The organism is Pseudomonas sp. PDM04, assembly GCF_014851765.1.
Lineage (GTDB): Bacteria > Pseudomonadota > Gammaproteobacteria > Pseudomonadales > Pseudomonadaceae > Aquipseudomonas.
In genome coordinates this window covers 740843-765602 of record NZ_JACVAI010000003.1, presented here as the reverse complement: position 1 = coordinate 765602, position 24760 = coordinate 740843, and the positions used below count along the sequence as shown (strand labels likewise).

Sequence of the window (24760 nt, the reverse complement as noted above, 5' to 3'; positions counted from 1 at the left end):
ATTCATTGGCCGGACTTGATCCGGTTCCACTCTCGGGTGATCAGGCGCTGGATCGCATCCGGCAGGTCGGCGGAAACAAAGGCGTGGCTGATCACGTCATCGCCGGGGTAGATGCCGGGATTGCTGCTGACCTTGGGGTCCATCAGCGCGGTGGCGTCCTTGTTCGGGTTGGCGTAGCCCACGTAATCGCTGACCGGCGCGATCACCTCGGGGCGCAACAGGTAATCGATCAACTGATGGGCGCCGGCGGCATTGCCCGCGTCCTTGGGAATGGCCAGCATGTCGAACCACAGGTTGACCCCTTCCCTGGGCAGCAGGTAGCGGATGTCAGCCTGTTTCCCCGCCTCTTTCGCACGGGTCTGGGCCTGCATCACGTCGCCGGAATAACCGATGGCCACGCAGATATCGCCGTTGGCCAGGTCCGCGGTGTATTTCGACGAGTTGAAATAGGTCACCGACGGCTTGAGCTTCATCAGCAGTGCCGAGGCTTTCTTGTAGTCTTCGGGGCGGGTGCTGTTGGGGTCCAGGCCCAGGTACAGCAAGGCCTGGGGAATGATCTTCACCGGCGCATCGAGAAAGGCAACGCCGCAGCGCTTGAGCTTGGCGAGGTTGACCGGATCGAAGACCATGGACCAGGAGTCCAGCACCACGTCCTTGCCCAGGACAGCGCGGACTTTTTCCTCGTTGTAGCCGATGCCCACCGTGCCCCACATGTAAGGCACAGCGTATCGATTGCCAGGGTCGGCGGCTTCCAGGCGCTGCATCAAACGCGGATCGAGGTGTTTCCAGTTACCCAGCAGGTTGCGCTGCAACGGCTGGTAGGCGCCAGCACGGATCTGCTTGGACAAGAACTGGCTCGAAGGCACGACCAGGTCATACCCCGAATGACCGGACAACAGCTTGGCCTCGAGCATTTCGTTGGTGTCGAAAATGTCGTACTGAACCTTGATCGCGCTGGTCTGCTCGAAATTTTTCAAGGTATCCGGTGCAATGTAGTCGGACCAGTTGTACATCTTCACCACCGGTTCGGCGGCGTGCACCTGGGGCAAAACGGCGGCCAGGCACAAGGCTGCGGCAAGACGGGATAAACGCATCGACAACTCCTTGGAAAAAATCACAGCACACGGCTGAGAAAGGCTTGCGTACGGGGATGGGTGGGGCGGCTGAAAATCTGTTCCGGCGGCCCTTGTTCAATCAACTCGCCCTGGTCGAGCACCACCACACGGTCCGCCACTTCCCGGGCAAAGCCCATTTCATGGGTGACCACGACCATGGTCATGCCTTCCTCGGCCAATTCCTTCATCACTTGCAACACCTCGCCCACGGTTTCCGGGTCCAGGGCACTGGTGGGCTCGTCGAACAGCATGGCCTGGGGTTTCATCGCCAGCGCACGGGCGATCGCCACGCGCTGCTGCTGACCGCCGGAGAGCATCGACGGGTAGTGCGCGGCCTTGTCCGCCAGGCCAACCCGTGCCAGCAGGCTGCGGGCGTGTTCCAGCGCCTGGGCCCGGGGCACGCCGAGCACGTGGATCGGCGCTTCGATGATGTTTTCCAGGGCGGTCATGTGCGGGAACAGGTTGAAACGCTGGAACACCATGCCGATGTCCCGGCGCTGACGGGCGATTTCGCGTTCCGAATCACGTACCAGGCTGCCATCCGCGCGTTCGCGGTAGCCCATGGCCCGGCCATTGACGCGGATCCGTCCGCCCTGGATGTCCTCCAGCAGGTTGATGCAGCGAATGAAGGTGGTCTTGCCCGAACCCGAGGCGCCGATCAGCACCACCACTTCCCCGCGCCGCACTTGCAGGGAAACGCCCTTGAGAATCTCCAGATCGCCAAAGGACTTGTGAATGTCCTGGGCATCGATGATCACGTCTTCGTGTGCCATGCTTAGCGTCCCCGCAGCAGTTTCAGGGTCTGGCGGCCGAACATGCGGCTGCTGGCAGGCGGCGGCGAGGGCCGGTCCGACTGGCCGAAGCGTGTTTCCAGCCATCGCTGGAAGAAGCCCCAGAGCGTGGTCAGCATCAGGAAATAGATCGCCACCACCAGGTACAGCTCAAACACGCGGAAGGTCGCCGAGGTCACCATCTGCGTGCTCAGCAGCAACTCCTGCACACCAATCACGCTGACCAGGGTGGTGTTCTTGAGCATCACATTGAATTCGTTGCCCAGCGGTGGAACGATCACCCGGAACGCCTGCGGCAGTACGATCCGCCGCATCAGCTTGCCGAAGGTCATGCCCAGCGAGCGCCCGGCCTCGTACTGGCCCTTGTCCACGGCGCCGATCCCGGCACGGATGATCTCCGACATGTAGGCGCCTTCATTCAGGCCCAGGGCGATGATCGCCGCCTGGATGTTGCCCGGCACCACCAGCCCGAACAGCTCCAGGTCCTCGAAGCGGAAAATCCCCCCCGCCGCCAGCGCGGTGTAGAGAAAGACAATCTGCACCAGCAGCGGCGTCCCCCGCATCAGCCACACGTAAAAGCGCACCGGCAGGTGCAGCAAGGGGTTGCGTGACAAGCGCATCAGCGCCGCCACCAGCCCCAGCGCACAGCCCATCAACATCGCCAGCACACTGATCAGGCACGTCAGCCAGAGCCCGGTGAGGTAGACCCCGCTGGGCTGCAACAGGTACTGCCAGAACACATCCCAATTGAAATTCATCAGGGGCACGCCTCAGTCGAGTTTGTCGCTGTCCACATGCCATTTGGCGAGCAGTCGGGTGTAGCTGCCATCGCTGCGCATGTCGCCGATGATCTGCTGCACCGCCGCCGTCAGTTGCGGGTCGTCCTTGCGAATACCCAGGCCGGTGAGAATCCGGCTGAACGCCGGCACCCCCTCCTCGAACAGATTCGGGGCCATGGCCGCGTAGTAACCGGCGGTTTCCACCGTGGTGCCGTAGGCGTCGACCTGGCTGATGCGCAAGGCCTGGAAGGCGTCGGTGTCCGTGTTGTAGACCACCAGTTTCATCGGCGCCTTGCCCGCCTTGGCCAGGGTGTCGTTCTGTGTGTCGAGCAGGGTCTTGATGGTCGAGCCGTTCAGCACGGCCACCTTGTGCGTGGACAGATCGTCCAGCGTTCTGATGTGTTTCGGGTTGCCCTTGGGCACCACCACCGCCTGACTCGAATACATGTAATTGACGATGTCGATCACCTCACGGCGCTCGGGCTTGTCAAACAACTGGTCGACGATCATGTCGCATTGCCGGGCAAGCAGCGCCGGCAGCAACCCGGAGAACGGAATCACCCGCCACGTCACCTGTTTGTTGCCCAGGCGCCTGGCAATTTCCTCGCCGAGATCGACCGTCAGGCCCTTGGGCTTCTGCGCCTCGTCGAACGACACCAGAGGCGGCGAATCCATGCCCGAGCAGTACGTGAGCTTGTCGACCGTCTGTAATCGGTCCGGCACCACGGGGGCAGCAAGCGCCCACTGTGCGCAAAGTCCAAGGGATACCGCGGCAAACAAGGCGCTTGTTTTGTGCATGACCAGACACTCCAGTTCGGTTAGTAACGGGGGCAGTACTCAAAGTCACAACAGGGTCGGGCTCAGGCCCGCTTCGAGGCTTATTTTTCTGTTTGCAGGAATTTGATCAGCTCCGGGACCGTGCCTTCGATGTGCTCGCGCACCACCGCCTCGGCCTGTTCGGCATTGCCGGCGCGAATTGCATCGAGGATCACGGCGTGCTCCTGGCGCGCACTCAGGGGTTTGTCGACGTGCTGCAACCACAGGCGCATGGGCGCCTCGATCAGCGAATACAGGGCCGAAATCTGCTTCAGCAGCCGGGGCCGGCCGCTGAGGCTGCACAGGTATTCATGGAACTTGCGGTGGCGGCTGACCCATTCGGCGCTTTCGTCGCGGTAGTCATCCATTTCGTCGAGCAGGCGTTCCAACGCCGCCAACTGGCGCTCGCCGATATGGGCCACGGCCACCCGCACGGCCAGGCCTTCGAGGGCGCTGCGCATCTCGAACACTTCGTGCAATTCGTCGATATCCAGGCCACTGACAATCGCCCCGCGGTTGGGCCGCAGCGTGACCAGACCCTGTGCATCGAGGCGGCGAAAAGCTTCGCGCACCGGCATGCGGCTCATCCCGATTTCACCGGCGATGTCCTCGGCAATCAGCCGGTCGCCCTTGCGGTAACGGCCGCAACAGATCGCTTCGAGGAGAAAGTTGTAGGCCTCTTCCTCGGCGGTCAGGGGCTGACGTTCAACGAAAGCGGGAGCGAATTGCATGGCGGCACCTTTTGAATTTTTGTATCCAATTATCCACATATGCAAAAAAGCACAATGCGTGCCAGGCATCGACCGAGCGGCCCAAGCAATTGATTTGAAAGATTTATAGGAACGATCTTGGCGCGAAGGTGAACGGGTGCCCGCCCCTGCACAGATAGTTATTGCTACCTAATGGCTCAAAACGAGGTTCCAAAAGGGTGCAGAACGGTATCGAAGTAACACCTGGAGATAAGGTTTCAGCGTGGCGAAAAGCGGGTCAGGCATACCGCGACTTCGGTATTAACTCGGTGTACCCGAGCCCGTTGTCTTTTGGTCTCAAGTAGCCATCTTGCGTTGGACGCTGCGCTGTGCGGCTGCAATCCTGCGCCGGTGCGCCGGATCGGCAGCCTCAACGACAAGGAGTTCCCACATGCTTGGTTACTACGCCCAGTACAGTCACTACTACATCACCCTCCTGATGGCCTGTACGACGCTGCTCTTCGCCCTGCCGATATTCATCGCGCCCCTTGCCTGGGCCCGTGCGATGCGCTGGACGATTCCCGAGGACCAGCATCTGGCGATCTATTTCGGCCGCTGCCTGGGCGCCTTCATCCTGGTCATCGAAGTGGCGATGCTGCGCTCGGCCAGCACCGGCACGCACTTCAGCTATGCCTTCGATTTGCTGTTCGTGGTGTTCAGCCTGATGTTCGTGGTGCACGTCTACGGCGCGATCAAGCGCATCCAACCCATCACCGAGACGCTGGAAATCGGCTTCTGGATGATCCTGTTCGTGCTCAACGTGCTGTTTTATCCGGCCACGTCGATCACGCTCTGAAACAGGCGGCGCGGCGACGCGAAAAACGCCAAACGCCAGACAGCAAAAAGCCCGCTAAAAAGCGGGCTTTTTCCGTGGTGACCTGGCGTTCAGTGCTCCAGGTGACCGAATATGGCGCAGCGGACGGGACTCGAACCCGCGACCCCCGGCGTGACAGGCCGGTATTCTAACCGACTGAACTACCGCTGCGCGTAGCGTTGAAAGCAAGTGGTGGGTGATGACGGGATCGAACCGCCGACATTCTGCTTGTAAGGCAGACGCTCTCCCGGCTGAGCTAATCACCCTGTACCTTCATTGCGGGGCGCATTGTGCCACAGATTTTCATAATGTGTTGATTTAATTGACAAATATCTCAAAAAATCTGAAAACCCGTGATCCGATACGACCTGCAGAAACAACAGGCGAAAAAAAGCCCGCATCAGCGGGCTTTTCGTTGGTGACCTGGCGTTCAGTGTTCCAGGTAACCGAATATGGCGCAGCGGACGGGACTCGAACCCGCGACCCCCGGCGTGACAGGCCGGTATTCTAACCGACTGAACTACCGCTGCGCGTAACACTGGAAGCGAATGGTGGGTGATGACGGGATCGAACCGCCGACATTCTGCTTGTAAGGCAGACGCTCTCCCGGCTGAGCTAATCACCCTTCACTTTCGGTGTGGCGCGCATTCTACGGAGCAGCCCCACCTCTGGCAAGCACTTTTTTAAATAATTTTTTCAGGCCTTCCAAAGGCTTAGAGAAGGGTTGGCCTATGGCGCCACGAAGAGAATAATGCCCCACTTTGTATAAAGGAGAGACTCGCCCCATGTGGTTCAAAAACCTGCTTATCTATCGCCTGACCCAAGATCTGCCTTTTGATGCCGAGGCGTTGGAAACTGCACTGGCCACCAAACTGGCGCGTCCCTGTGCAAGCCAGGAGTTGACCACCTACGGTTTCACCGCGCCCTTCGGCAAGGGTGAGGATGCGCCTCTGGTGCACGTCAGCGGCGACTTCCTGCTGATTTCCGCGCGCAAGGAAGAGCGCATTCTTCCGGGCAGCGTCGTGCGTGACGCGGTGAAGGAAAAGGTTGAAGAGATCGAAGCCGAGCAAATGCGCAAGGTCTACAAAAAGGAACGCGACCAGATCAAGGATGAAATCATCCAGGCCTTCCTGCCTCGCGCCTTTATCCGTCGCTCGTCGACCTTCGCCGCCATCGCGCCGAAACAGGGCCTGATCCTGGTCAACTCGGCCAGCCCGAAACGCGCCGAAGACTTGCTGTCGACCTTGCGTGAAGTCATCGGCACCCTGCCGGTACGTCCGCTGACCGTGAAGATGGCCCCGACCGCCATCATGACCGAGTGGGTCACCACTCAGAAAGCCGCAGACGACTTCTTCGTGCTGGACGAATGCGAACTGCGCGACACCCACGAAGACGGCGGCATCGTGCGCTGCAAGCGCCAGGACCTGACCAGCGAAGAAATCCAGCTGCACCTGAGCACCGGCAAGGTGGTCACTCAGTTGTCGCTGGCCTGGCAGGACAAACTGTCTTTCGTCCTCGACGACAAGATGGTGGTCAAGCGCCTGAAGTTCGAAGACCTGCTGCAGGACCAGGCGGAACAGGACGGTGGCGACGAAGCCCTCGGCCAGCTGGACGCCAGCTTCACCCTGATGATGCTGACCTTCGGCGACTTCCTGCCGGCACTGGTGGAAGCGCTGGGTGGGGAAGAGATGCCGCAGGGGATCTAGCGCTTGCTGTGGGAGTGGGCAAACCCGCTCCCACAAGGTTTTGATGCTTACTGAATAAGGAACAGGCCATGCGTGCACTGGCTGCATTGAGTCGCTTCGTCGGCAACACCTTCGCTTACTGGGTCCTGATTTTCGCCGTGGTGGCGTTCCTGCAACCCGGGTGGTTCATCAACCTGAAAGGCGCCATTGTGCCGCTGCTGGGGCTGGTGATGTTCGGCATGGGCCTGACCCTGAAACTCGAAGACTTCGCCGAAGTCGCCCGCCATCCCTGGCGCGTGGCTCTGGGGGTTGTCGCTCATTTCGTGATCATGCCCGGCGTGGCGTGGTTGCTCTGCCAGGCTTTCCACTTGCCACCGGAAATCGCCGTTGGGGTGATTCTGGTCGGTTGCTGCCCAAGCGGCACCTCGTCGAACGTGATGACCTGGCTGGCGCGTGGTGACCTGGCGCTGTCGGTGGCCATCGCCGCCGTCACCACTCTCCTCGCTCCGCTGCTGACGCCGGCGCTGATCTGGCTGCTGGCCTCGGCCTGGTTGCCGGTCTCGTTCATGGAGCTGTTCTGGTCGATCCTGCAAGTGGTGCTGCTGCCGATCGTGCTCGGCGTGGTCGCCCAGCGTCTGCTCGGTGACCGGGTTCGCCACGCAGTGGACGTGCTGCCCCTGGTGTCGGTGGTGAGCATCGTGATCATCGTCGCGGCGGTCGTCGCGGCCAGCCAGGCGAAGATCGCCGAGTCCGGCCTGCTGATCATGGCGGTGGTGATGCTGCACAACAGCTTCGGTTACCTGCTGGGCTATTTCACCGGGCGCCTGTTCAAGCTGCCCCTGGCCCAGCGCAAGTCCCTGGCCCTGGAGGTCGGCATGCAGAACTCAGGCCTGGGCGCCGCGCTGGCGAGCGCACACTTTTCGCCGCTGGCGGCCGTGCCCAGTGCGCTGTTCAGCGTCTGGCACAATATTTCCGGGGCATTGCTCTCGACGTATTTCCGCCGGATGAGCGAGAAGCAGGATCGCGACACCGCAGGGCAACAGGCCACGGACTGAGTCCACGCTTGATCCCCGGTTTAATGATGGGCACTCTATGGCGCAACGCGAGGACGACCTTGCGGCTCATTCGAGTCATTACTCTGGGGACGACCCCGTCATCGATGGAGGTCTGTCATGTCCTGGATCATTCTATTCTTTGCCGGCCTGTTTGAAGTGGGCTGGGCGGTCGGCCTGAAATATACCGATGGCTTCAGCCGCCCTCTTCCCACCGCCCTGACCGTGGCCGCCATGGCCATCAGCCTGGGCCTGCTGGGCCTGGCCATGAAGGAGTTGCCGCTGGGCACCGCCTATGCGATCTGGACCGGCGTCGGGGCCGTCGGCACGGTCATCGCCGGTATCATCCTGTTTGGCGAGTCCATGGCGCTGTTCAGGCTCGCCAGCGTGGCGTTGATCGTGGCCGGGCTGATCGGCTTGAAAATCAGTACCTGAGCAACGCTCGCTCATGAAAAAGCCCGCCCCTCTGTCCATAGAGGGGCGGGCTTTTTTCAGGGTGGCGTTGGCTGATCAGCCTTCGGCCAGTGCCATGCGCTCACGGGTGACCGAAGTCTTTTCCGTGTGCTCCAGCTGCATGCAGCGCTCCAGGAACAGGTACATGTAGTCGTAGCTTTTGCAGATGGCCTGACGCAACTCGCCCTGCAGGGATTTGCTCGGGTTCACCCCGGCGAGCGTGCAGATGATTTCCAGCGCTTCCCAAGGATGGGCGTCGTCATACTGGGCATGCATCTTCAGCCACTTCATGGCCCGCTTGCGATCCTCCTCGGGAAACGCCGCCGCATACACGCCCGTCGAACAGACCAGCGCCGACCACTCTCCGGTCGCGCCTTCAATGGCGTAGTTGGTGGCGGCAATGGCGACGATCAGCGAGTCGGCCGAACTGGTGTGCCAGCACCAGTGGCTCAGGGCGTGAAGTTCAGGCGCAACCTGCTGCGCCTGCAAGTCCTCGAGGCTGACGCCATGTGCGCGACTCCAGTGCACCCAGTAGTCGGCGTGGTTCAGTTCCACACGAATGTTGCGCATCAGCCAGCGACGCGCCATGTCCTCGCCGGGATGGCGGGCGAAGCGGGTCTTGGTCAGGTTCTGGGCCATGTAGAGCGCGAATTGTTCGACCACCGGCCAGCCACCGATCAGGTAGTGACGCATGGTCCTGGCGCTGAGCTTGTTATCGCGCATGCGCTTGTACAATTCGTGCTCGACGACCCGGCGTTTACTCTCGCTGCAGTCCTGGATCAGTTTCTGAGCCCAGGCGGGGTAACTTGCAGCTTCCATGAGGGGTCCGGTTCGGTTGAATGAGTCGATCACTGTCGGGTTCCTTCTGATTGTGATTGTAAGGATCAGCGAGAGATTTCAACGGAACGTGCCAGGCGCCTTGAACAGCAAAGGTTGAGGCCTGGCAGGACGACATTGCAGACTATCGCAGGTAAACAGATGCGGGCGCTCAATGACATACCCTTGAGCGTAATCCACCCCGATTTCCAGCAATGCCTGCTCGATCTGGGGCGTTTCAACAAACTCGGCAATCGTACGCTTACCCATGACATGGCCGATGTGATTGATCACCTCGACCATGGCGCGGTTAATCGGGTCGTCCAGCATATCCTTTACGAAACTCCCGTCGATCTTCAGGAAGTCTACAGGCAAATGTTTCAAGTAAGCGAATGAGGACATTCCGGCACAAAAGTCATCCAGCGAAAAATGACACCCTAAGCCTTTGAGCTCGTTGATAAATCTGATTGCGCTGCCAAGATTGGAAATTGCGCTGGTTTCAGTGATTTCAAAACAAATCATTTCAGGCGGTATCGCGTAGGCCACGAACTGCTCACGCAGGAAATCGAGGAACGCCTCGTCTCCGATGGTGCTGCCTGACAGATTGATCGCACACATGGCCAATGGCCCCTTGTTTCGCTCGGCGATGCACTGGGCAATGATCTTGAATACGTTCTGCACGACCCAGCGATCAAGGGAGCTCATCAGGCCATAACGCTCGGCGGCCGGGATGAAACTGTCAGGGAGAATCATGCGACCGGCTTCATCATGCAGGCGCAACAGGATTTCAATATGGCCGCTGCCCTGTTCGGCCTGCCCCAGGGCCGCAATTTCCTGGGCGTACAGACAGAAGCGGTCTTCCTCCAGCGCCATGTGCAGACGCTGGACCCAGGCCATCTCACCGAAGCGCAGGGACAGTTCCGAGTCATCGGCGTGATACACCTGAACCCGGTTTCGACCCTTTTCCTTGGCCATGTAGCACGCCATGTCAGCCGCGCGCAGTGAGGTTTCGAGGGTGGTCGGGTGCTGGTTGACGTGGACCAGCCCGATGCTCACGGTGGTGACGAATGGTCGGCCTTTCCAGACGAAATGCAGGTTTTGCACGGTCTGACGCAGGCTCTCGGCAATTTTTTCCGCCGCTTCCGGGGCGCAATTCTCCAGCAGGATGCCGAACTCGTCGCCGCCGAGCCTGGCCAGGGTGTCGCCCTCGCGCAAACCCGATTGCAACAGCGCGCAGATATGCCGCAGCAGCTCGTCCCCGGCGGCATGACCACAGGTGTCGTTGACCAGCTTGAATTGATCCAGATCGAGGAACATCAGCGCATGGCGCGCTGGCAGTCGGGTCAGACCGTGCAGCACCTGTTCCAGGCGATATTCGAACTCGCGGCGATTGGCCAGGCCGGTCAAGGCATCGTGGGTCGCCTGCCAGGACAGGTTGGCGATGTACTGCCGTTCCTGGGTCATGTCGTGCAGGACCAGCACCGTGCCGCTGACTTTGCCGGCATTGCGGATAGGCGCCCCCACCAGGGTGACCGACACCGTGCTGCCATCCAGGCGCTGGATCAGCTTGGAGTGTTCACTGCCGCCGGTGAGCTGGCCGCTCTGGATGCGTTCGATCAGGGTGAAGCCCTCGGCCTGGGCGTTTTCGTCCAGCACATTGAACAACGCAGCCAGGGGCAGGCCGCTGGCCTGTTCGGCTTTCCAGTGGGTCAGGGCCTCGGCCGCCGGGTTCATGTAGGTGATGGCACCTGCCACATCCGTGGTGATCACACCGTCACCGATCGATTGCAGGGTGATCTGTGCCCGATCTTTCTCCAACTGCAAGGCGTCGGCAAATGCATGGCGTTGCTTGAGCAGCTTATGGGTGCGCATCAGGGCCAGGACGATCAGGCCCAGGGCGGTGGCAAGGTTGGTGATCAGCAACAGGCGAAGAATGACCCGCGAGCCCTCCCCCAATGCATCGCTGAACGCTCTCGCCGCCGGTGTGACCTCGTCGTTGATGGCAAAAATCTGCGCCTTCCAGCGTTGAATGTCAGCGTCGGAGGCCTGAGCAGCGGTGATGTTCTGGTGCATCTCCCGGGCAACTTCATCGAGCTTGACCAGGTAGGCGTCCCCCACAGTCCAGCGGTCGATGGCCTTTTCCAGGTAACTGAAGTGACGAAAATTGAGGTACAGCCAGATCAGACTGGAAACGTCATCCGGGTGGTTGCCGCCCTTGAGAATCGCCACCCGTGCGGCCTCGATGTCCGGAGGCTGACGATCCAGCGCCACGCGCAACTCATGGCCACCCTGAGGCACAGCGATAGCATTCTGAAATTTATGAAAGATCGTCTCGTCACGACTGTCGGCGTAGAGATTGAGGTAATAGATCGCGTCTTTCTGGCCCTTCGACCAAAGGCTTTCACCGGCTACATAACCGCGCACCGCCGACAGAACATAGAGGCTGACGCCGCCCAACAGCGCCTGAAACAGCACCACGGCAATAAAAGGCCATACGATGCCCAGCAACCGTGGCGTTCCGAGAGTCCGCGCTTGATTCATGAGGTCCCTTTATTAAGCACTGCTTGATCGTCTTCCGGACGAAATCGCTACCGCAAGACTAGGGGGCGTTTTCAATTCCGGCAAGCGACGGATCTACGCCCACGCCCTGCACGCGCGGAAGGTAGATATGTACCACCCGAGCGCCTTTCGAAACCGATGTACTGCACGCCCGGCTTTCCTCCCATGCAGGAGGGGAAAGCGTTACAAGGAGTGCGACATGCCAACGAGCCCTTTTACTGCATCTGATTCACCCACCACCGAAGAAATGTGCGCCAGGCAAGGCCTGAGCCTGGATAACGGCCCGGATATCGGTGCGTTGGCCCGGCGGCCGACGGCCCGCGACCACAGACGGTACAAAGCCCTGGTGCGCGCCTCTCCCGACCTCGCGCACGCCCTGTCCATCGACCAGTACGTGGCAAAAGGCTTCGATGCTCTGATCATCGACACCGTTCAGCACTTCCTCGGTGGCAAGCCCTCCCTGGTCCATCATCTGTTCAGCGACGTCCTGAAGTCCGTGTCCGCAGAGGAGCTGCGCGCCTCCCCCTGTGGTTACCTGCGACAGATCCTCGACTCGGCGCCAGCCCAGGACCTGGCAGGGCGCTTGCTCAAGAAGCTCAAGTGGTACGGCGCCGACCCCGGTGAACAGACCCCGGCCTCCGTCCGACATCAATGGGTGCGCAAAGCCATAGGCGTTTCTGTGCAAGCCTGGGCGACTGGCGAACCGCAGGCGCTCGCCGGATTCAATTGGCAAGACCCCTCGCACTGGGGAAAGAGCTACCCGACCCTGCGTGCGGATTTCGAAAAGCACCTGCTGCTCAGCCGGCGAGCCACCACGGGCAAAGAATCGATCATGCTGGCGCACGTGCTGCAGGCCTCGCTCTCAAGGGACTTCGCGGTGCGGGATATCCCTACCGACCTGCGTTACAAGAGTTCGATGGTGTGGGTGAACTTCATGCACGGTGTGCTGCTGGCCGATGAGCTCGGCCTGGACCGGTCGCCCCCCTTGTCCTTCCAGCAGCTCATCAACCTGCCGCTGGAGCGCAGCGCCACGGCCTCGCCTGAAGAACTTGAACGCATTACCCGACTGAGGCTCGGCCCTGCCCTGCAATGGGCGGTCTGCATGGGCGTCGTTGCAACGAAAACACCCTCCGATTACGACGCGCAAGACATCGAGCGCGCAATGACGGCCCTGGAAAGCCACGGCGAAAGCCTGAACAACGCAGTGCAGACTCTGGATTTGGCGCCCCCCGAACGGTTGAAAATGGCCAAGCGGATCAAGGACGAGCAGTTTGGCGCCCACGGCCTCGAGTCGGACGGATTGCGCTTTTTTGCCCTGGATGCCTCGGCCCGCGAGGGTGCCCGGGACGTTCCGCCACTGAAACGCCCCGGCCACGCGTTTCTCGACCTCTACGCGGACGGCCGGTTCGACGACGGCAAAAGATGGGGCGTGACCCAGAGCGACGGGAAAACGCCAACCCGGCAAACCTTCCGAATCGACGAGCAGCGGATGAGTCAGTCGGAACGCAAGGATCCTGCAGGCGAGTACAGGACGGTGTTTCACGGGGAAGTTGGCATTGCTTCCGGCAAACAATTGCCGGATATCAATGCGCAGTTCGAAAGCGCCTTCGACCACTACCTCTCCACCCTGCGGGCGGCCTATCAGACCCTGATCGCCAGCCTGCTGGCCTCACTGCCATTGGCTGAACGCCGGGCGCTGGAACAGGGTTACGTCCAGGTGCTCGGGTTGCGGCAGAAAGTCAAAAAAAACGGGCAATCGGCAGACGTCCGGGCCAGGAAGGGTTTCCTGCTCAAGGTGACCCACGCGGAACAAATCACCTATTACGAACTGATCCCGAGTGCAGGCTTCATTTGCCGGCGAATCGCCTTGAGGTTTTCGACCATCAACGGCGTTCGTACCGAATTCCCCCTGCACGCGTCGATTCCCAACCAGACCTACTCCCCTGAGCATGACCTCAGCACCTCGCTTCTGCTGGACTGGTCCGCCCACGTTCATGGCAAGGTGCCTGCCCCCCAGGCGTATTGCGTGGGGTTCCTCGATACCGTGGCGCACATTCCGACGACGACACCCTCCGACTCGGGCGCGATCAGTGAAGCAATGGCGCTGACGCCCCGGCTGAAGGCGATGGCCCGCTGCATTGCATCGAATTATCTGTTCGTCGACGAACAGCATCTGCGTCTGCAGGCCCGCGGCATGACGACCTTCGATACCCTCAGGGTCGAGAGCGCGCAACGTCGAGACGCGTTCATCGAGATTGCCAAAGGGTTCGTGCCCTTCTGGGGCAGTATCGAAGACCTGTCATCGAGCGATACCGAAACGAAAATCCTCGGCGTGAGCGGGCTGCTGCTGGACCTGGCGTCATTCCTGTTCCCCATTGGCAAGTTCATCTCCGGCTCGGTGCGCCTGGCCAGGCTCACCAGCGGCGCCTCGCGCATGGCCGTCAAGGCAACCCTGCCCTCCTACTCAACGCTGACCCGCAAACTCCTCACCGCGTCGCTGCAAAACCTCAATCCGCTGGACGGCATTCCGTCACTGCTGAAATCGACGCTCAGCGGTATCGGCCATTCGCTCTTCACCCTCGGTCGCCTGGGCATAAAAGGCGTCAAGTACCTGATCGGACACTCGGCAGACCACTATCGCCTGGCCGACCACCTCTATCAGGTCATCGATCCGGGACGCTGGAAACCGCTGGCCAACGGCGATGAGCTGGCAACGATCGACGGCGTAGATGACGTACTCGTGCGCAACACCGGCACCTCGGACGGCCGACGCTTCCACCTCGTCGACCCCGTCACATCCTTGCCCTACGGCCCACGGCAGCCCGACAACCGTCGACACTTCAGGCAGGGCCGCTCGACCTTCAAGACATTGCCTGCAACCGAGTCCCACGCCTGGGTAGAAGTGCCAGGCCACGCCCACGTCCGTGAACTGCTTGAGGTCGATGGGCGTACCACGCTGCTGATCGATGACATCCCCTATCGCCTGGACGGCGATCAACTGCGCCGTGCCGACCTGATCGACGATAAGACGATCTACAAGCACCTCCCCTGCCGGATACGGCGCATGGACGGCCCCAACACCGTTTGCACTACGCGCTATGTCACCCACAACCCGGCACCGACGCCGCCCCCTGGCAGCCATGACCCGGGCAAGGGGTTTGCCGAGTGGTTCGGCGATCAGGTCTATACGCCGGCTTTTTTGACGCGGCCCCTGCTGTTCAAGGCCCTGCGTACCTACAAGCGACTCGATGCCAGCCTGTTGTTCCAGAAAGGCCTCTACGGACGGATCAAGGTGCGGATCCGCCGCGGCAACCGTTTCGACAGCCTGGAGACAGGCGCCATCATCGTCCCCGCCCTCAATGAGCCCAAGCACTATGTCTTCACCCGCCTGGGCCCGGGAGATTTCTATGTCGGCGAGCGCCGTGCAGGGACAGGCGTCTTCGCACCGCTGACCCTGCACACGGCGCAAACCCTGCCCGCTGACCTCGCCGACGAATTGAAGACCGTCTACACCGGCTCCCTGAACGCCAACAACATGGCCAGGATTCATGGCGCGAGCGCCGTGGAGCGTGCGATGAAAACCATGGACGACATTGCCATTCCCATTGGCGGTCACGCCAACCCGCCGGACGGGCTCAAATGGCTCAAGGTCGACACCAGTCCGGGCGAAGCGGTGCTGTTCGACCATCGAACGCGAATGATCGTGACCCAGCTGGCGGACGGCGCGGCCTCCTGGTCCCGCAGCCGCAACGCTTCGGACACCTTTCGCCAACGGACCGCAGAGATCTTCGACACCTTGTTCAGCGAAAAGACCATCACCGTCGAGAGCAACAGTGACTTGAAGATCAACAAGGCCATGGACAGGTTCCAGGCGCTGCTCCCGGCCAATTTTCAATCGCAGAATCCGAGGAACATTGCGTTCGCGGACGTGGTCACCGCTGAGGGCAAACGCGAGGTCTATGTCAGTGTGTCGGGAGGGTTGGGGCTCACGGGAGAGCTTCCGCTGTTCAAGGCTCCATTTGCGCCCGATGGGGTGATCGTCAACGGCACCACTTACTTCAATGTCGACTTCGGCCAGACCTTCCCCCGAACGTCGCTGAACCTCTCAAGCGATGGAAAGGTACTGGCCATACCCCACACCATCAAGGACATCGATACCTACACACCGCAGATGACCCGCCGCCCGACCTCCCTGGACAGCGAAGCCAAGCTGATCAGCACACTCCGGGAAAAGTACCCGCAGAACGACCTGCTGGCCTCGGTCGACGTGGCTACCACCATGCCGCCGTGCAACAGCTGCTCGGTGGTGATCAAGGCATTCGGTCATGACGGCGCCGCCGACGCCCTGCAGGTACTGTGGCAATGACCTACAACTGCTGCAAATGCCCGTAGAGCTTGGCGTACAACCCGCCATCGGCAATCAGTTGCTGATGGTCGCCATCCTCGGCAATCTGCCCGCCGTCGAACACCAGGACCCGGTCGGCCTGCTTTACCGCTGACAGGCGGTGGGCAATGATCAGCGTGGTGCGCTGGCTCAGGAACCGCGCCAACGCCTGGTGCAGGTTGTACTCGGTGGCGGCATCCAGGGCCGAGGTGGCTTCGTCGAGAATCACCACCTTAGGCTCCGCCAGCACCATTCGCGCAATCGCCAGCCGCTGCCGCTGGCCGCCGGACAAACGCACGCCGGAACGGCCGACGACGCTGTCCAGGCCATTGGGCAGCTCACGGATGGTGGCGTGCAACTGGGCGATTTCCAGGGCCTGCCAACAGGCTTCGTCGCTGCGGTCACGGCCCATGGTCAGGTTGGCCCGCACGGTATCGTTGAACAGCGCCGGGTGTTGCAGGACCACGGCGACGTTTTCCCGCACGGTTTCCAGGCCGATTTCCTGCTGGGTCGAACCGCCGAAGCGGATCGTCCCGGCCAGTGGCGTGTACAGGCCCAGCAGCAATTGCACCAGCGTGCTCTTGCCGCCACCGCTGGCACCGACGATCGCGACTTTTTCACCGGGGGCAATCGACAGGTTCATCTGGTTCAACACCAGTTCGTCGCCGTAGCCAAAACTCAGCCCCTGGACTTCGATGCCGACGGTCTCGCGACCGACGAACGGATCGACACCGCCCGGGTATTCGGGCTCGTCGGCCCTGGCCAGCAATTCATTGATCCGCGACAGCGCGCCACCGGCCGCGTAGTAGGCGTATTGCAGGTTCAGCAATTGCTCCACCGGACCGATCATGAACCACAGGTAGCTGAATACCGCGAGCATCTGGCCGATGGACAGGTCGGAGAACAACACCGTGAGCATGGCGGCGGCACGGAAGATATCGATGCCGAACTGGAACAGCAAACCGCTGGCCCGGTTCGAGGCATCGGTTTTCCACTGCGACGTCACGGCGTAGTCCCGCACTTCCCGTGCGCGCTGGCCGAGGCGTCCGAGGAAAAAGCCCTGGCGGTTGCCGGCGCGGACTTCCTGGATGGCATCGAGGGTTTCGGTCAGCGCCTGGGTGAATCGCGAGGTACTGTCGTTCTCGAGCTTCTTCAGGTGTTTGACGCGCTTGCCCAGCAACACCGTGGCGTAGATCACCAGCGGGTTGAACAGCATGATCAGCAGCGCCAGTTTCCAGTGCATCCAGATCAGGATGCTCGCGGTGCCGACCAGGGTCAGCATGGCCACGAGGAAACGGCTGAGGGTTTCGCCGACGAATTTGTCCAGGGTATCGAGGTCGGTCACCAGGTGCGTGGTCACGGTGCCGCTGCCCAGGCTTTCGTATTCGCCCAGCGAGATGCGTTTGAGCCGCTCGATCAACCGGGTGCGGATGCGGTACACGATGTCCTTGGCCAGGGCCGCGAACAACCTGGCCTGCACCACGTTGAACAACAGGGCCGCGCAGCGCAGCAACAAGGTCACCAGCAGCATCAGGCCGATGTACCCCGCCGCTTTCTGCCAGCCCTGCGGCAGCAGGTGGTTCATGACCTTCAGCGCAGAGTCGCCGTGCCCCAGCAGCACTTCGTCCACCAGCAACGGTAGCAGCAGGGGGATGGGCACACTGCACAGCGTCGCCAGCAAGGCGACAAAATTGGCGATCCACAGTGCTTTCTTGTGTTGCAGGGCCAGGCGGCGGATTTCCGCCCAGCTCAGTCGATCGACACGCCTGGCAGCCGCTGTTTCATCGTGCCGGTCATGCACAGGCGGCGCGCTCCAGCCAGCGGCCGAGCAATGGCGACAGGACGCTCAGGGGCTGGTAACCATTGGTCAGCAAGGCCAGTTGGCCGTCACGTTCGGCCAGCAGGGTCGGAAAGCCGGCGATGCCCAGGTCCTGGACCCAGGTGAAGTCGGCGGCCGTCGCCGTGTGCATGTCGGCCCGGTCGAACGCGGCCGCGAACTCGATGCGCGGCACGCCCGCCTGTTCCGCCAGCTCCACCAGCACGCTGGCGTGGGTGACGTCGCGACCCTCGACGTAGAACGCCTGCTGGATCAGCCCGAGCAGTGTCCATGCGCAATCCGGTGCCAGGCTGCGTGCGGTGACCAGCGCACGGCAGGCCGGCTCGGTGTCGTAGACAAAACCCTCGGGCAACGCGCCCTCGGTCTTGAACGGTTGGCCCGTGGCCTCGGTGACCGCTTGCCAATGCTCGAGAATATAGCGACGGGTGGTTGGCTCCAGCGCCGAGCCGCTACCGGTGCGCAAGCCGCCCACTACCAGGTGCACTTCCACGCCGGCCGCCTGCGCCTGCTCGACCAGCGCTTTGGCCACTGGCGCAAAGCCCCAGCACCAGGAACACATCGGGTCCATCACATAGAGCAGGCGGCGTGCAGACATGGTTCAGGCCTCGGAAGGGGTTTGCTTGTAGTTGTAGCCGATTGGGTGAGGCATGTTGCGAGCCTTGGCCAATTCGATCTGCTTCTGCCGGTCAATCGCGCTGCGCCGGGTCTTCTCGCTCAGGTTATCCCAGCAATGCGGGCAACTGATACCGGCCACATAGTGCTCGGATGCGCGGTCTTGCACACTAACCGGCGTGCGGCAGGCGTGGCATTGATCGTAGTCACCTTCGCTGAGGTCATGACGCACGGTCACGCGGTTGTCGAAGACGAAGCAGTCGCCCTGCCATTTGGTTTCTTCCTGTGGCACCTCTTCGAGGTACTTCAGAATGCCGCCCTTGAGGTGATAGACCTCGTCGAAGCCTTCGCTGAGCATGTAGCTGGAAGCCTTCTCGCAGCGAATGCCGCCCGTGCAGAACATCGCGACCTTCTTGTGCACGGCCGGGTCGAAGTTGGCTTTGATGTAGTCGGGAAATTCACGAAAACTGGTGGTCTTCGGATCGATGGCGCCTTCGAAGGTGCCAATCGACACTTCGTAGTCGTTGCGGGTATCGATCAACAGCACTTCGGGATCGCTGATCAGCGCGTTCCAGTCCTGCGGCTCGACATAGGTGCCGACCTTTTTATTCGGGTCTACACCGTCGACACCCAGGGTCACGATTTCTTTTTTCAGCTTGACCTTGGTGCGGTAGAACGGCTGCTCGTCGCAGTACGACTCTTTATGATCGATGTCGATCATGCGCGGGTCGTTCTTGAGCCAGGCCAGCAGGCCATCGATGCCTTCGCGGCTGCCGGAGACGGTGCCGTTGATGCCTTCCTCGGCGATCAGCAGCGTGCCCTTGATGCCGTTGTCGACCATGGCTTGCAGCAGGGGCTCGCGCAGCTCGACGTAGTTTTCCAGGGTGACGAACTTATACAGTGCCGCCACGACAATCTGTTGTGTCATGGGTGATTCTCCAGGTGGCTACCCTCGTAAGGGGTGAACCGGATTCAAAAAAAAACGCGCCGGGTCAGCGGCGCGTTGCGGATTCTAGCAAAAAACCAGGGGTCAATGCTTGCTGCCGCCAGCGCAGGTCGGCGAGGCCGGAGCCGTGTCGATCTGTGCCCATTCCTGCGGGGTATAGGTATGCAGCGCCAACGCATGGAACTCGCCCATCAGCTCGCCGAGCGTGCCGTAGACCTTCTGGTGGCGCTTGACGCGATTGAGTCCTTCGAACTGCTGGCTGACCACCACCGCCTTGTAATGGGTTTGCACCCCACGGCTGTGCATGTGGCTTTCATCCAGCACTTGCAGGTAGTCGGGCTGTAGCAGGCCCAACGTCGATTCGATGCGTTGTTGCATGGTCATGCCCGGGCTCCGCTCAAGGCTTTTTCTTGGCAGGAGCGGCAGCCTTCGGCTCCAGCTCGGCCGTCATGTCGGCCAGCAGCTTGTTCACCACCGGCACCGCGCTTTCCAGCTTGGCCTGGGTCATCTGGGCCGATTGCTGGGTCAGCTGTGGCATTTTTTCCAGGACTTTCTTGCCCAGTGGCGACTGGTAGAACGCGACCAGGTCTTTCAGCTCGGATTCGCTGAAGTTGGTGGTGTAGAGCTTGACCATGTCCGGCTTGAGTTTGTTCCAGCCAATGGCCTGGTCCAGCGCGGCGTTGGCTTTGGCCTGGTAGGTTTCCAGCAAGGCTTTTTTCGACTCGGGCGCTTTGGTCTGGGCAAAGCGTTGAGCGAACATCTGCTGCACTTGCATGTACACCGGAGTGCCGAGCTTGTCAGCGTGCGCCAGGGTCAGGAAAGCCTCGGCACTGGCGTTGTGGCTGGCGGTATCGGCAAAAACAGGGCCGCTGGCGCAAACCAGTGCAACCGCGGTACAGATGGCACGAAGACGAGTCATCGAGTTTCCTTTTCTAGCAGGCGAGGTAAAACCCCAAGGGCGACCATTCTGCGCCTAAAAAAGTGTGTCACTCAACCCCAAGCCTTGCCGCGCCTGATTTAGAAGGGTTGAATGGTCGAAAACCAGACCGATGGAACCACGGCCGGCATGCACGGCCTAAACTGCGCAATTGGACCTTCAGGAGTGAGCACGATGAGCCGTATCGAAACCGACAGCCTGGGCCAGGTTGAAGTCCCGGAAGAAGCCTACTGGGGCGCTCAGACGCAACGCTCGCTGATCAACTTCGCCATCGGCAACGAACGCATGCCGCTGGCGGTGCTGCACGCATTGGCGCTGATCAAGAAAGCCGCGGCGCGGGTCAACGATCGCAACGGCGACCTGCCTGCCGATATCGCCCGCCTGATCGAACAGGCCGCCGACGAAGTGCTCGACGGCCAGCACGACGACCAGTTCCCGCTGGTGGTCTGGCAGACCGGCAGTGGCACCCAGAGCAACATGAACGTCAACGAGGTGATCGCCGGGCGTGCCAACGAACTTGCCGGCAACCCGCGTGGCGGCAAGTCGCCGGTGCACCCCAACGATCACGTCAACCGCTCCCAGAGCTCCAACGACTGTTTCCCCACCGCCATGCACATTGCGGCCGTCCAGGCGGTGCAGCAGCATTTGCTGCCGGCGATCAGCGAACTGTCCGGCGGGCTGGCGGAGTTGGCCGCGCGCCACATGAAGCTGGTCAAGACCGGTCGCACCCACATGATGGATGCAACGCCGATCACCTTCGGCCAGGAACTCTCGGGGTTCATCGCACAGCTGGATTACAGCGAACGGGCGATCCGCAGCGCACTGCCGGCCGTCTGTGAACTGGCCCAGGGCGGCACGGCGGTCGGCACCGGATTGAACTCGCCACACGGTTTCGCCGAAGCCATCGCCGCCGAACTGGCAGCGCTCTCCGGCCTGCCGTTTGTCACCGCCCCGAACAAGTTCGCCGCGCTGGCCGGCCATGAACCGCTGACCACCCTGTCGGGCGCGCTGAAAACCCTCGCCGTGACCCTGATGAAAATCGCCAACGACCTGCGCCTGCTGGGTTCCGGCCCCCGTGCCGGTTTCGCCGAGGTGAAGTTGCCGGCCAACGAACCCGGCAGTTCGATCATGCCTGGCAAGGTCAACCCGACCCAGTGCGAAGCGCTGTCGATGCTGGCCTGCCAGGTCTTGGGCAACGATGTCGCCGTCGGTTTCGCGGCGAGCCAGGGGCACCTGCAACTGAACGTGTTCAAACCAGTGATCATCCACAACCTGCTGCAATCGATCCGCCTGCTGGGCGATGGCTGCAGCAACTTCCAGCAGCATTGCATTGCCGGGCTGGAGCCGGATGCCGGGAAAATGGCTGAACACCTGGAACGCGGGCTGATGCTGGTCACCGCGCTGAACCCGCATATCGGCTACGACAAGTCGGCGGAAATCGCCAAGAAGGCCTATGCCGAGGGGCTGACCTTGCGCGAGGCGGCGTTGCAGCTGGGGTATCTGACCGATGAAGAGTTCGATGCCTGGGTCAGACCGGAAAATATGCTGGAGGCTGGGGCCAAGGGCTGATTGTTCAGCGCCTGACACACTGCCATCGCGGGCAAGCCCGCTCCTACAGGTGGGGGAAGTCACCTGTGGGAGCGAGCCTGCTCGCGATGGCAGCAACGCGGTCTAGCCGGCCGCCATCCGCGCACGCCGCGCCCGCAGCCCGGTGATCAGCGACGGGCCCAAGGCCACCAGCGCCGACCCCAACACCACCAGCACCGCCCCGCCATACCCCAGGCCATTGATCGTCTCGGCCTGCACGAAATCGGGCCATAACCAGGCGGCAACGGCCACTGCCCCGAAGGTCACCAGCGGTGTGATTGCCAGCGTCGCGCTCACCCGTGAGGCTTCCCAATGCGCCAAAGCCTCGGCGAACGCGCCATAGGCAATCAGCGTGTTCATGCAGCACGCCAACAGCAGCCAGCCTTGCAGAGGGTTGAGTTGCAGTGCTTCGAGCGGATGGACCCACGGCGTCAACAGCAGCCCACAGAACAGATAGATCACCATCATCACCTGCAACGAATTCCATACCGTCAGCAATTGCTTCTGTCCCAGGGCGTAGAACGTCCAGACCGTGGACGCCAGCAACACCAGCAGCACGCCGGCGGTGTAGTCGCTCAGCGAAGTGAGCAGCTCGGTCAGGCGCTGGTTGAAAAACAGTCCGAAGCCGATCAACAGCACCAACAGGCCAATGCCCTGCCCCAGACTGAACCGCTCCTTGAACACGAACACACTGGCGATCAGCAACATGATCGGTCCCATCTGCACCACCAGTTGCGCGGTGCCGGGGCTGAGCAGGTTCAAGCCCATCAGGTACAGCACGTAGTTGCCGACCAGCCCGCACACCGCCATCGCCACCAACCAGCCACCGCGCGGCCCGAGCACTTTGCGGCTGGGCAAGCGTCGGGTCGCCGCCAGGTAAATGAACAGGCAGCTGCCGGATACCATCAGTCGAAACCAGGTGACCGTCACCGGGTCCATCACCAGCAGCACTTGCTTGAGCTTGATCGGCAGGATTCCCCACAACAGCGCGGTCAACAGGGCCAGGAACAGTCCGTAAACCCAGCGACCGGATGAAATGTGCATGCGTACCTCAGGGCCAGATGGCAGAAACCACCATTCTAGGCGCAGCGGCCGATGGCACACAGGGACAGTTGGCGAGCCGACGCGAATGAAACTGTGCGGGTCGCAACGATAAATTGGCGATTGCCGTCGATCGGGTCGCCAGGCGGTGCAAGCGGTTCATGCATAAGCTGATGGCAGCCATTCACCTTCAGGAGACCGCCATGTACGGCATGCGCGCCCAGGACAACGCTCCCGCCACGCACTTTCGCAGTGACCGGGTGTGTCGGGTCAACGGGGAGTTGTACTTCAGCACCCGGGAAAACACCCTGGAGGGGCCTTTTGACAGCATGGAGCACGCCGAGCGCGAGATCGAGGCGTACATCGAACGGATGCAGCGTCTGGGTGCCGGGCGCTAGACCCGGTCGATGCTTACCGCCACCGGCAAAGCGGTCCCGCCCCCACAGTGGATCAGCATTTGCCGAATCCTTGTGGGAGCGAGCCTGCTCGCGAGGTGCTCGAAGGCTCGCTACACAGGTGAATGACTAGCGCACCGCCTCAAACAACCCGGTAGCCCCCATCCCACCGCCCACGCACATGGTGACGATGCCATAACGCAACTGGCGTCGCTGCAACTCGCGAACCAGATGCCCGACTTGACGCGAACCGGTCATGCCGAAGGGGTGGCCGATGGAAATCGAACCGCCGTTGACGTTGTACTTCTCGTTATCGATGCCCAACCGATCACGGGCATACAGGCATTGCGAGGCGAACGCCTCGTTGAGTTCCCACAGGTCGATGTCGGCGACCTGCAATCCCCTGGCCTTGAGCAGTTTCGGCACCGAGAATACCGGGCCGATGCCCATCTCGTCCGGTTCACAACCGGCGACGGTGAATCCACGGAAAAACGCTTTCGGTTTCAAGCCCAGCTCCAGCGCTTTGTCCAGGCTCATCACCAGCGTCATCGACGCACCGTCGGACAGCTGCGACGAGTTGCCCGCCGTGACCGAACCGTCTTCGGCAAACACCGGTTTCAACCCGGCCAGGCTTTCCAGGGTGGTGTCCGGGCGGTTGCAGTCATCGCGATCGACGACGCCGTCGAGGATCTGCACCTGGCCGGTGGCCTTGTCCTCGACACGGTATTTCACCGCCATCGGCACGATTTCGTCATCGAACAACCCGGCCGCCTGCGCCTGGGCGGTGCGCTGCTGACTTTGCAGGGCGTACAGGTCCTGCGCTTCACGGCTGACGTGATAACGGCGGGCGACCACTTCGGCGGTCTGGCCCATGGGGAAGTAGATACCCGGCACCTGTTCCTTGAGCAGCGGGTTGATCAGGTTGTCGGTGTTGACGCTTTTCATCGTCAGGCTGATGGACTCGACCCCACCGGCGACGATGATGTCGCTGCACCCCGAGGCGATCTGGTTGGCGGCGATGGCAATCGCCTGCAGGCCCGAGGAGCAGAACCGGTTGAGGGTCATGCCGGCGGTGCCGGTGCCCAGCCGCGACAGCACCGCGACGTTGCGTCCGATGTTGTAGCCCTGGGCGCCTTCGTTGGAGCCGGCGCCGACGATGCAATCCTCGACGCTCGCCGGGTCGATGCCGCTGCGTGCCAGCAGTGCATTGACGCAATGGGCCGCCATGTCGTCCGGGCGGGTCTGGTTGAACTTGCCGCGAAAGGACTTGGCCAGGCCGGTCCGCACGCTGTCGACGATCACCACTTCACGCATGGCATACCTCATTGTTGTTGTCGGTTGAGAGTGGACCGAGCATAAGTCCAGCCCTCACCGCCCGCGACAATCATTCAC

21 protein-coding genes and 4 tRNA genes are annotated in these 24760 nt (G+C 61.5%); 7 read left to right on the top strand and 18 right to left on the bottom strand.

Annotation, left to right across the window (positions count from 1 at the left end; genetic code table 11):
- Nucleotides 1–2: 2 nt before the first annotated feature.
- The 5 genes from IB249_RS15550 to IB249_RS15530 form a co-directional block, all read right to left on the bottom strand.
- Entirely contained in the window at nucleotides 3–1094 is a 1092-nt protein-coding gene (locus IB249_RS15550) for a polyamine ABC transporter substrate-binding protein (RefSeq protein WP_192306162.1), read from the bottom strand.
- A 20-nt stretch (nucleotides 1095–1114) separates the two neighbouring features.
- Complete coding sequence (locus tag IB249_RS15545; protein ID WP_192306160.1) at nucleotides 1115–1888, bottom strand: amino acid ABC transporter ATP-binding protein; 774 nt, start codon at nucleotides 1886–1888, stop codon at nucleotides 1115–1117.
- A 2-nt stretch (nucleotides 1889–1890) separates the two neighbouring features.
- Complete coding sequence (locus IB249_RS15540; protein WP_192306158.1) at nucleotides 1891–2664, bottom strand: amino acid ABC transporter permease; 774 nt, start codon at nucleotides 2662–2664, stop codon at nucleotides 1891–1893.
- 12 nt (nucleotides 2665–2676) lie between these two features.
- Nucleotides 2677–3483, bottom strand: a complete 807-nt coding sequence (locus IB249_RS15535) for an ABC transporter substrate-binding protein (protein WP_192306156.1) — start codon at nucleotides 3481–3483, stop codon at nucleotides 2677–2679.
- Nucleotides 3484–3563: 80 nt separating this feature from the next.
- Nucleotides 3564–4232 carry a GntR family transcriptional regulator gene (locus tag IB249_RS15530; protein ID WP_192306153.1) on the bottom strand — a complete coding sequence of 223 codons (669 nt, stop codon included), beginning with the start codon at nucleotides 4230–4232 and terminating at the stop codon, nucleotides 3564–3566.
- Between the two features lie 409 nt (nucleotides 4233–4641).
- Between IB249_RS15530 and IB249_RS15525 the strand changes: the two genes are divergently transcribed.
- Nucleotides 4642–5046 (top strand): hypothetical protein, encoded by a 405-nt coding sequence (locus tag IB249_RS15525; protein ID WP_192306151.1) that lies wholly within the window; start codon nucleotides 4642–4644, stop codon nucleotides 5044–5046.
- A 112-nt stretch (nucleotides 5047–5158) separates the two neighbouring features.
- On the opposite strand, the gene IB249_RS15520 is transcribed toward IB249_RS15525, so the two are convergent.
- From IB249_RS15520 to IB249_RS15505, 4 genes are all read right to left on the bottom strand, one after another.
- Nucleotides 5159–5235, bottom strand: a tRNA-Asp gene (locus IB249_RS15520).
- 19 nt (nucleotides 5236–5254) lie between these two features.
- Nucleotides 5255–5330: transfer RNA gene (locus IB249_RS15515), tRNA-Val, on the bottom strand.
- Between the two features lie 187 nt (nucleotides 5331–5517).
- Nucleotides 5518–5594: transfer RNA gene (locus tag IB249_RS15510), tRNA-Asp, on the bottom strand.
- A 19-nt stretch (nucleotides 5595–5613) separates the two neighbouring features.
- Nucleotides 5614–5689, bottom strand: a tRNA-Val gene (locus tag IB249_RS15505).
- A 160-nt stretch (nucleotides 5690–5849) separates the two neighbouring features.
- On the opposite strand from IB249_RS15505, the gene rdgC reads away from it, so the two are divergent.
- From rdgC to sugE, 3 genes are all read left to right on the top strand, one after another.
- A complete protein-coding gene (gene rdgC, locus IB249_RS15500; protein ID WP_192306149.1) occupies nucleotides 5850–6770 on the top strand; it encodes a recombination-associated protein RdgC in 921 nt (306 codons plus the stop codon).
- 68 nt (nucleotides 6771–6838) lie between these two features.
- Complete coding sequence (locus tag IB249_RS15495) at nucleotides 6839–7804, top strand: bile acid:sodium symporter family protein (RefSeq protein WP_192306147.1); 966 nt, start codon at nucleotides 6839–6841, stop codon at nucleotides 7802–7804.
- Nucleotides 7805–7921: 117 nt separating this feature from the next.
- Nucleotides 7922–8236: a quaternary ammonium compound efflux SMR transporter SugE gene (sugE, locus tag IB249_RS15490; RefSeq protein ID WP_192306145.1), complete on the top strand. Its 315-nt coding sequence runs from the start codon at nucleotides 7922–7924 to the stop codon at nucleotides 8234–8236.
- Nucleotides 8237–8311: 75 nt separating this feature from the next.
- Here the strand turns inward: sugE and IB249_RS15485 are convergent, their stop codons facing one another.
- Nucleotides 8312–9073 carry an iron-containing redox enzyme family protein gene (locus IB249_RS15485; RefSeq protein WP_225606976.1) on the bottom strand — a complete coding sequence of 254 codons (762 nt, stop codon included), beginning with the start codon at nucleotides 9071–9073 and terminating at the stop codon, nucleotides 8312–8314.
- 78 nt (nucleotides 9074–9151) lie between these two features.
- Nucleotides 9152–11611: an EAL domain-containing protein gene (locus tag IB249_RS15480; RefSeq protein ID WP_192306141.1), complete on the bottom strand. Its 2460-nt coding sequence runs from the start codon at nucleotides 11609–11611 to the stop codon at nucleotides 9152–9154.
- 217 nt (nucleotides 11612–11828) lie between these two features.
- Here IB249_RS15480 and IB249_RS15475 point away from each other — a divergent pair, with 217 nt between their 5' ends.
- Nucleotides 11829–15995 carry a hypothetical protein gene (locus IB249_RS15475; protein WP_192306139.1) on the top strand — a complete coding sequence of 1389 codons (4167 nt, stop codon included), beginning with the start codon at nucleotides 11829–11831 and terminating at the stop codon, nucleotides 15993–15995.
- A gap of 1 nt (nucleotide 15996) precedes the next feature.
- Here IB249_RS15475 and IB249_RS15470 read toward each other — a convergent pair whose 3' ends face one another.
- The 5 genes from IB249_RS15470 to IB249_RS15450 form a co-directional block, all read right to left on the bottom strand.
- Nucleotides 15997–17814 carry an ABC transporter ATP-binding protein gene (locus IB249_RS15470; RefSeq protein WP_192306137.1) on the bottom strand — a complete coding sequence of 606 codons (1818 nt, stop codon included), beginning with the start codon at nucleotides 17812–17814 and terminating at the stop codon, nucleotides 15997–15999.
- Nucleotides 17807–18445, bottom strand: coding sequence for a DsbA family protein (locus IB249_RS15465; RefSeq protein ID WP_192306135.1), 639 nt, complete (start codon nucleotides 18443–18445; stop codon nucleotides 17807–17809). The genes IB249_RS15470 and IB249_RS15465 overlap by 8 nt, the downstream gene beginning before the upstream one ends.
- A 3-nt stretch (nucleotides 18446–18448) precedes the next feature.
- Nucleotides 18449–19390: a rhodanese-related sulfurtransferase gene (locus IB249_RS15460; protein WP_192306133.1), complete on the bottom strand. Its 942-nt coding sequence runs from the start codon at nucleotides 19388–19390 to the stop codon at nucleotides 18449–18451.
- A gap of 102 nt (nucleotides 19391–19492) precedes the next feature.
- Entirely contained in the window at nucleotides 19493–19792 is a 300-nt protein-coding gene (locus tag IB249_RS15455; protein WP_192306131.1) for a BolA family protein, read from the bottom strand.
- Nucleotides 19793–19805: 13 nt separating this feature from the next.
- On the bottom strand, nucleotides 19806–20327 hold the full coding sequence (locus IB249_RS15450; protein ID WP_192306129.1) for a DUF2059 domain-containing protein: 522 nt from the start codon (nucleotides 20325–20327) through the stop codon (nucleotides 19806–19808).
- A 192-nt stretch (nucleotides 20328–20519) separates the two neighbouring features.
- On the opposite strand from IB249_RS15450, the gene IB249_RS15445 reads away from it, so the two are divergent.
- Entirely contained in the window at nucleotides 20520–21914 is a 1395-nt protein-coding gene (locus tag IB249_RS15445) for a class II fumarate hydratase (protein WP_192306127.1), read from the top strand.
- A 102-nt stretch (nucleotides 21915–22016) separates the two neighbouring features.
- On the opposite strand, the gene IB249_RS15440 is transcribed toward IB249_RS15445, so the two are convergent.
- The gene (locus tag IB249_RS15440; RefSeq protein WP_192306125.1) at nucleotides 22017–22976 is read right to left on the bottom strand and encodes a DMT family transporter; all 960 of its coding nucleotides are present in this window, start codon (nucleotides 22974–22976) and stop codon (nucleotides 22017–22019) included.
- 200 nt (nucleotides 22977–23176) lie between these two features.
- Between IB249_RS15440 and IB249_RS15435 the strand changes: the two genes are divergently transcribed.
- On the top strand, nucleotides 23177–23371 hold the full coding sequence (locus tag IB249_RS15435) for a DUF6316 family protein (RefSeq protein ID WP_192306411.1): 195 nt from the start codon (nucleotides 23177–23179) through the stop codon (nucleotides 23369–23371).
- A gap of 126 nt (nucleotides 23372–23497) precedes the next feature.
- Here IB249_RS15435 and IB249_RS15430 read toward each other — a convergent pair whose 3' ends face one another.
- Nucleotides 23498–24682: a thiolase family protein gene (locus tag IB249_RS15430; RefSeq protein WP_192306122.1), complete on the bottom strand. Its 1185-nt coding sequence runs from the start codon at nucleotides 24680–24682 to the stop codon at nucleotides 23498–23500.
- Nucleotides 24683–24760 lie beyond the last annotated feature (78 nt).

Coding starts and splice junctions, on each gene's coding strand:
- IB249_RS15445 (WP_192306127.1), top strand. CDS start 20,520: ATGAGCCGTATCGAAACCGACAGCCTGGGCCAGGTTGAAGTCCCGGAA.
- IB249_RS15495 (WP_192306147.1), top strand. CDS start 6,839: ATGCGTGCACTGGCTGCATTGAGTCGCTTCGTCGGCAACACCTTCGCT.
- IB249_RS15535 (WP_192306156.1), bottom strand. CDS start 3,483: ATGCACAAAACAAGCGCCTTGTTTGCCGCGGTATCCCTTGGACTTTGC.
- IB249_RS15440 (WP_192306125.1), bottom strand. CDS start 22,976: ATGCACATTTCATCCGGTCGCTGGGTTTACGGACTGTTCCTGGCCCTG.
- IB249_RS15525 (WP_192306151.1), top strand. CDS start 4,642: ATGCTTGGTTACTACGCCCAGTACAGTCACTACTACATCACCCTCCTG.
- IB249_RS15455 (WP_192306131.1), bottom strand. CDS start 19,792: ATGACCATGCAACAACGCATCGAATCGACGTTGGGCCTGCTACAGCCC.
- IB249_RS15480 (WP_192306141.1), bottom strand. CDS start 11,611: ATGAATCAAGCGCGGACTCTCGGAACGCCACGGTTGCTGGGCATCGTA.
- sugE (WP_192306145.1), top strand. CDS start 7,922: ATGTCCTGGATCATTCTATTCTTTGCCGGCCTGTTTGAAGTGGGCTGG.
- IB249_RS15485 (WP_225606976.1), bottom strand. CDS start 9,073: ATGGAAGCTGCAAGTTACCCCGCCTGGGCTCAGAAACTGATCCAGGAC.
- IB249_RS15540 (WP_192306158.1), bottom strand. CDS start 2,664: ATGAATTTCAATTGGGATGTGTTCTGGCAGTACCTGTTGCAGCCCAGC.
- IB249_RS15545 (WP_192306160.1), bottom strand. CDS start 1,888: ATGGCACACGAAGACGTGATCATCGATGCCCAGGACATTCACAAGTCC.
- rdgC (WP_192306149.1), top strand. CDS start 5,850: ATGTGGTTCAAAAACCTGCTTATCTATCGCCTGACCCAAGATCTGCCT.
- IB249_RS15465 (WP_192306135.1), bottom strand. CDS start 18,445: ATGTCTGCACGCCGCCTGCTCTATGTGATGGACCCGATGTGTTCCTGG.
- IB249_RS15550 (WP_192306162.1), bottom strand. CDS start 1,094: ATGCGTTTATCCCGTCTTGCCGCAGCCTTGTGCCTGGCCGCCGTTTTG.
- IB249_RS15460 (WP_192306133.1), bottom strand. CDS start 19,390: ATGACACAACAGATTGTCGTGGCGGCACTGTATAAGTTCGTCACCCTG.
- IB249_RS15430 (WP_192306122.1), bottom strand. CDS start 24,682: ATGCGTGAAGTGGTGATCGTCGACAGCGTGCGGACCGGCCTGGCCAAG.
- IB249_RS15475 (WP_192306139.1), top strand. CDS start 11,829: ATGCCAACGAGCCCTTTTACTGCATCTGATTCACCCACCACCGAAGAA.
- IB249_RS15435 (WP_192306411.1), top strand. CDS start 23,177: ATGTACGGCATGCGCGCCCAGGACAACGCTCCCGCCACGCACTTTCGC.
- IB249_RS15530 (WP_192306153.1), bottom strand. CDS start 4,232: ATGCAATTCGCTCCCGCTTTCGTTGAACGTCAGCCCCTGACCGCCGAG.
- IB249_RS15450 (WP_192306129.1), bottom strand. CDS start 20,327: ATGACTCGTCTTCGTGCCATCTGTACCGCGGTTGCACTGGTTTGCGCC.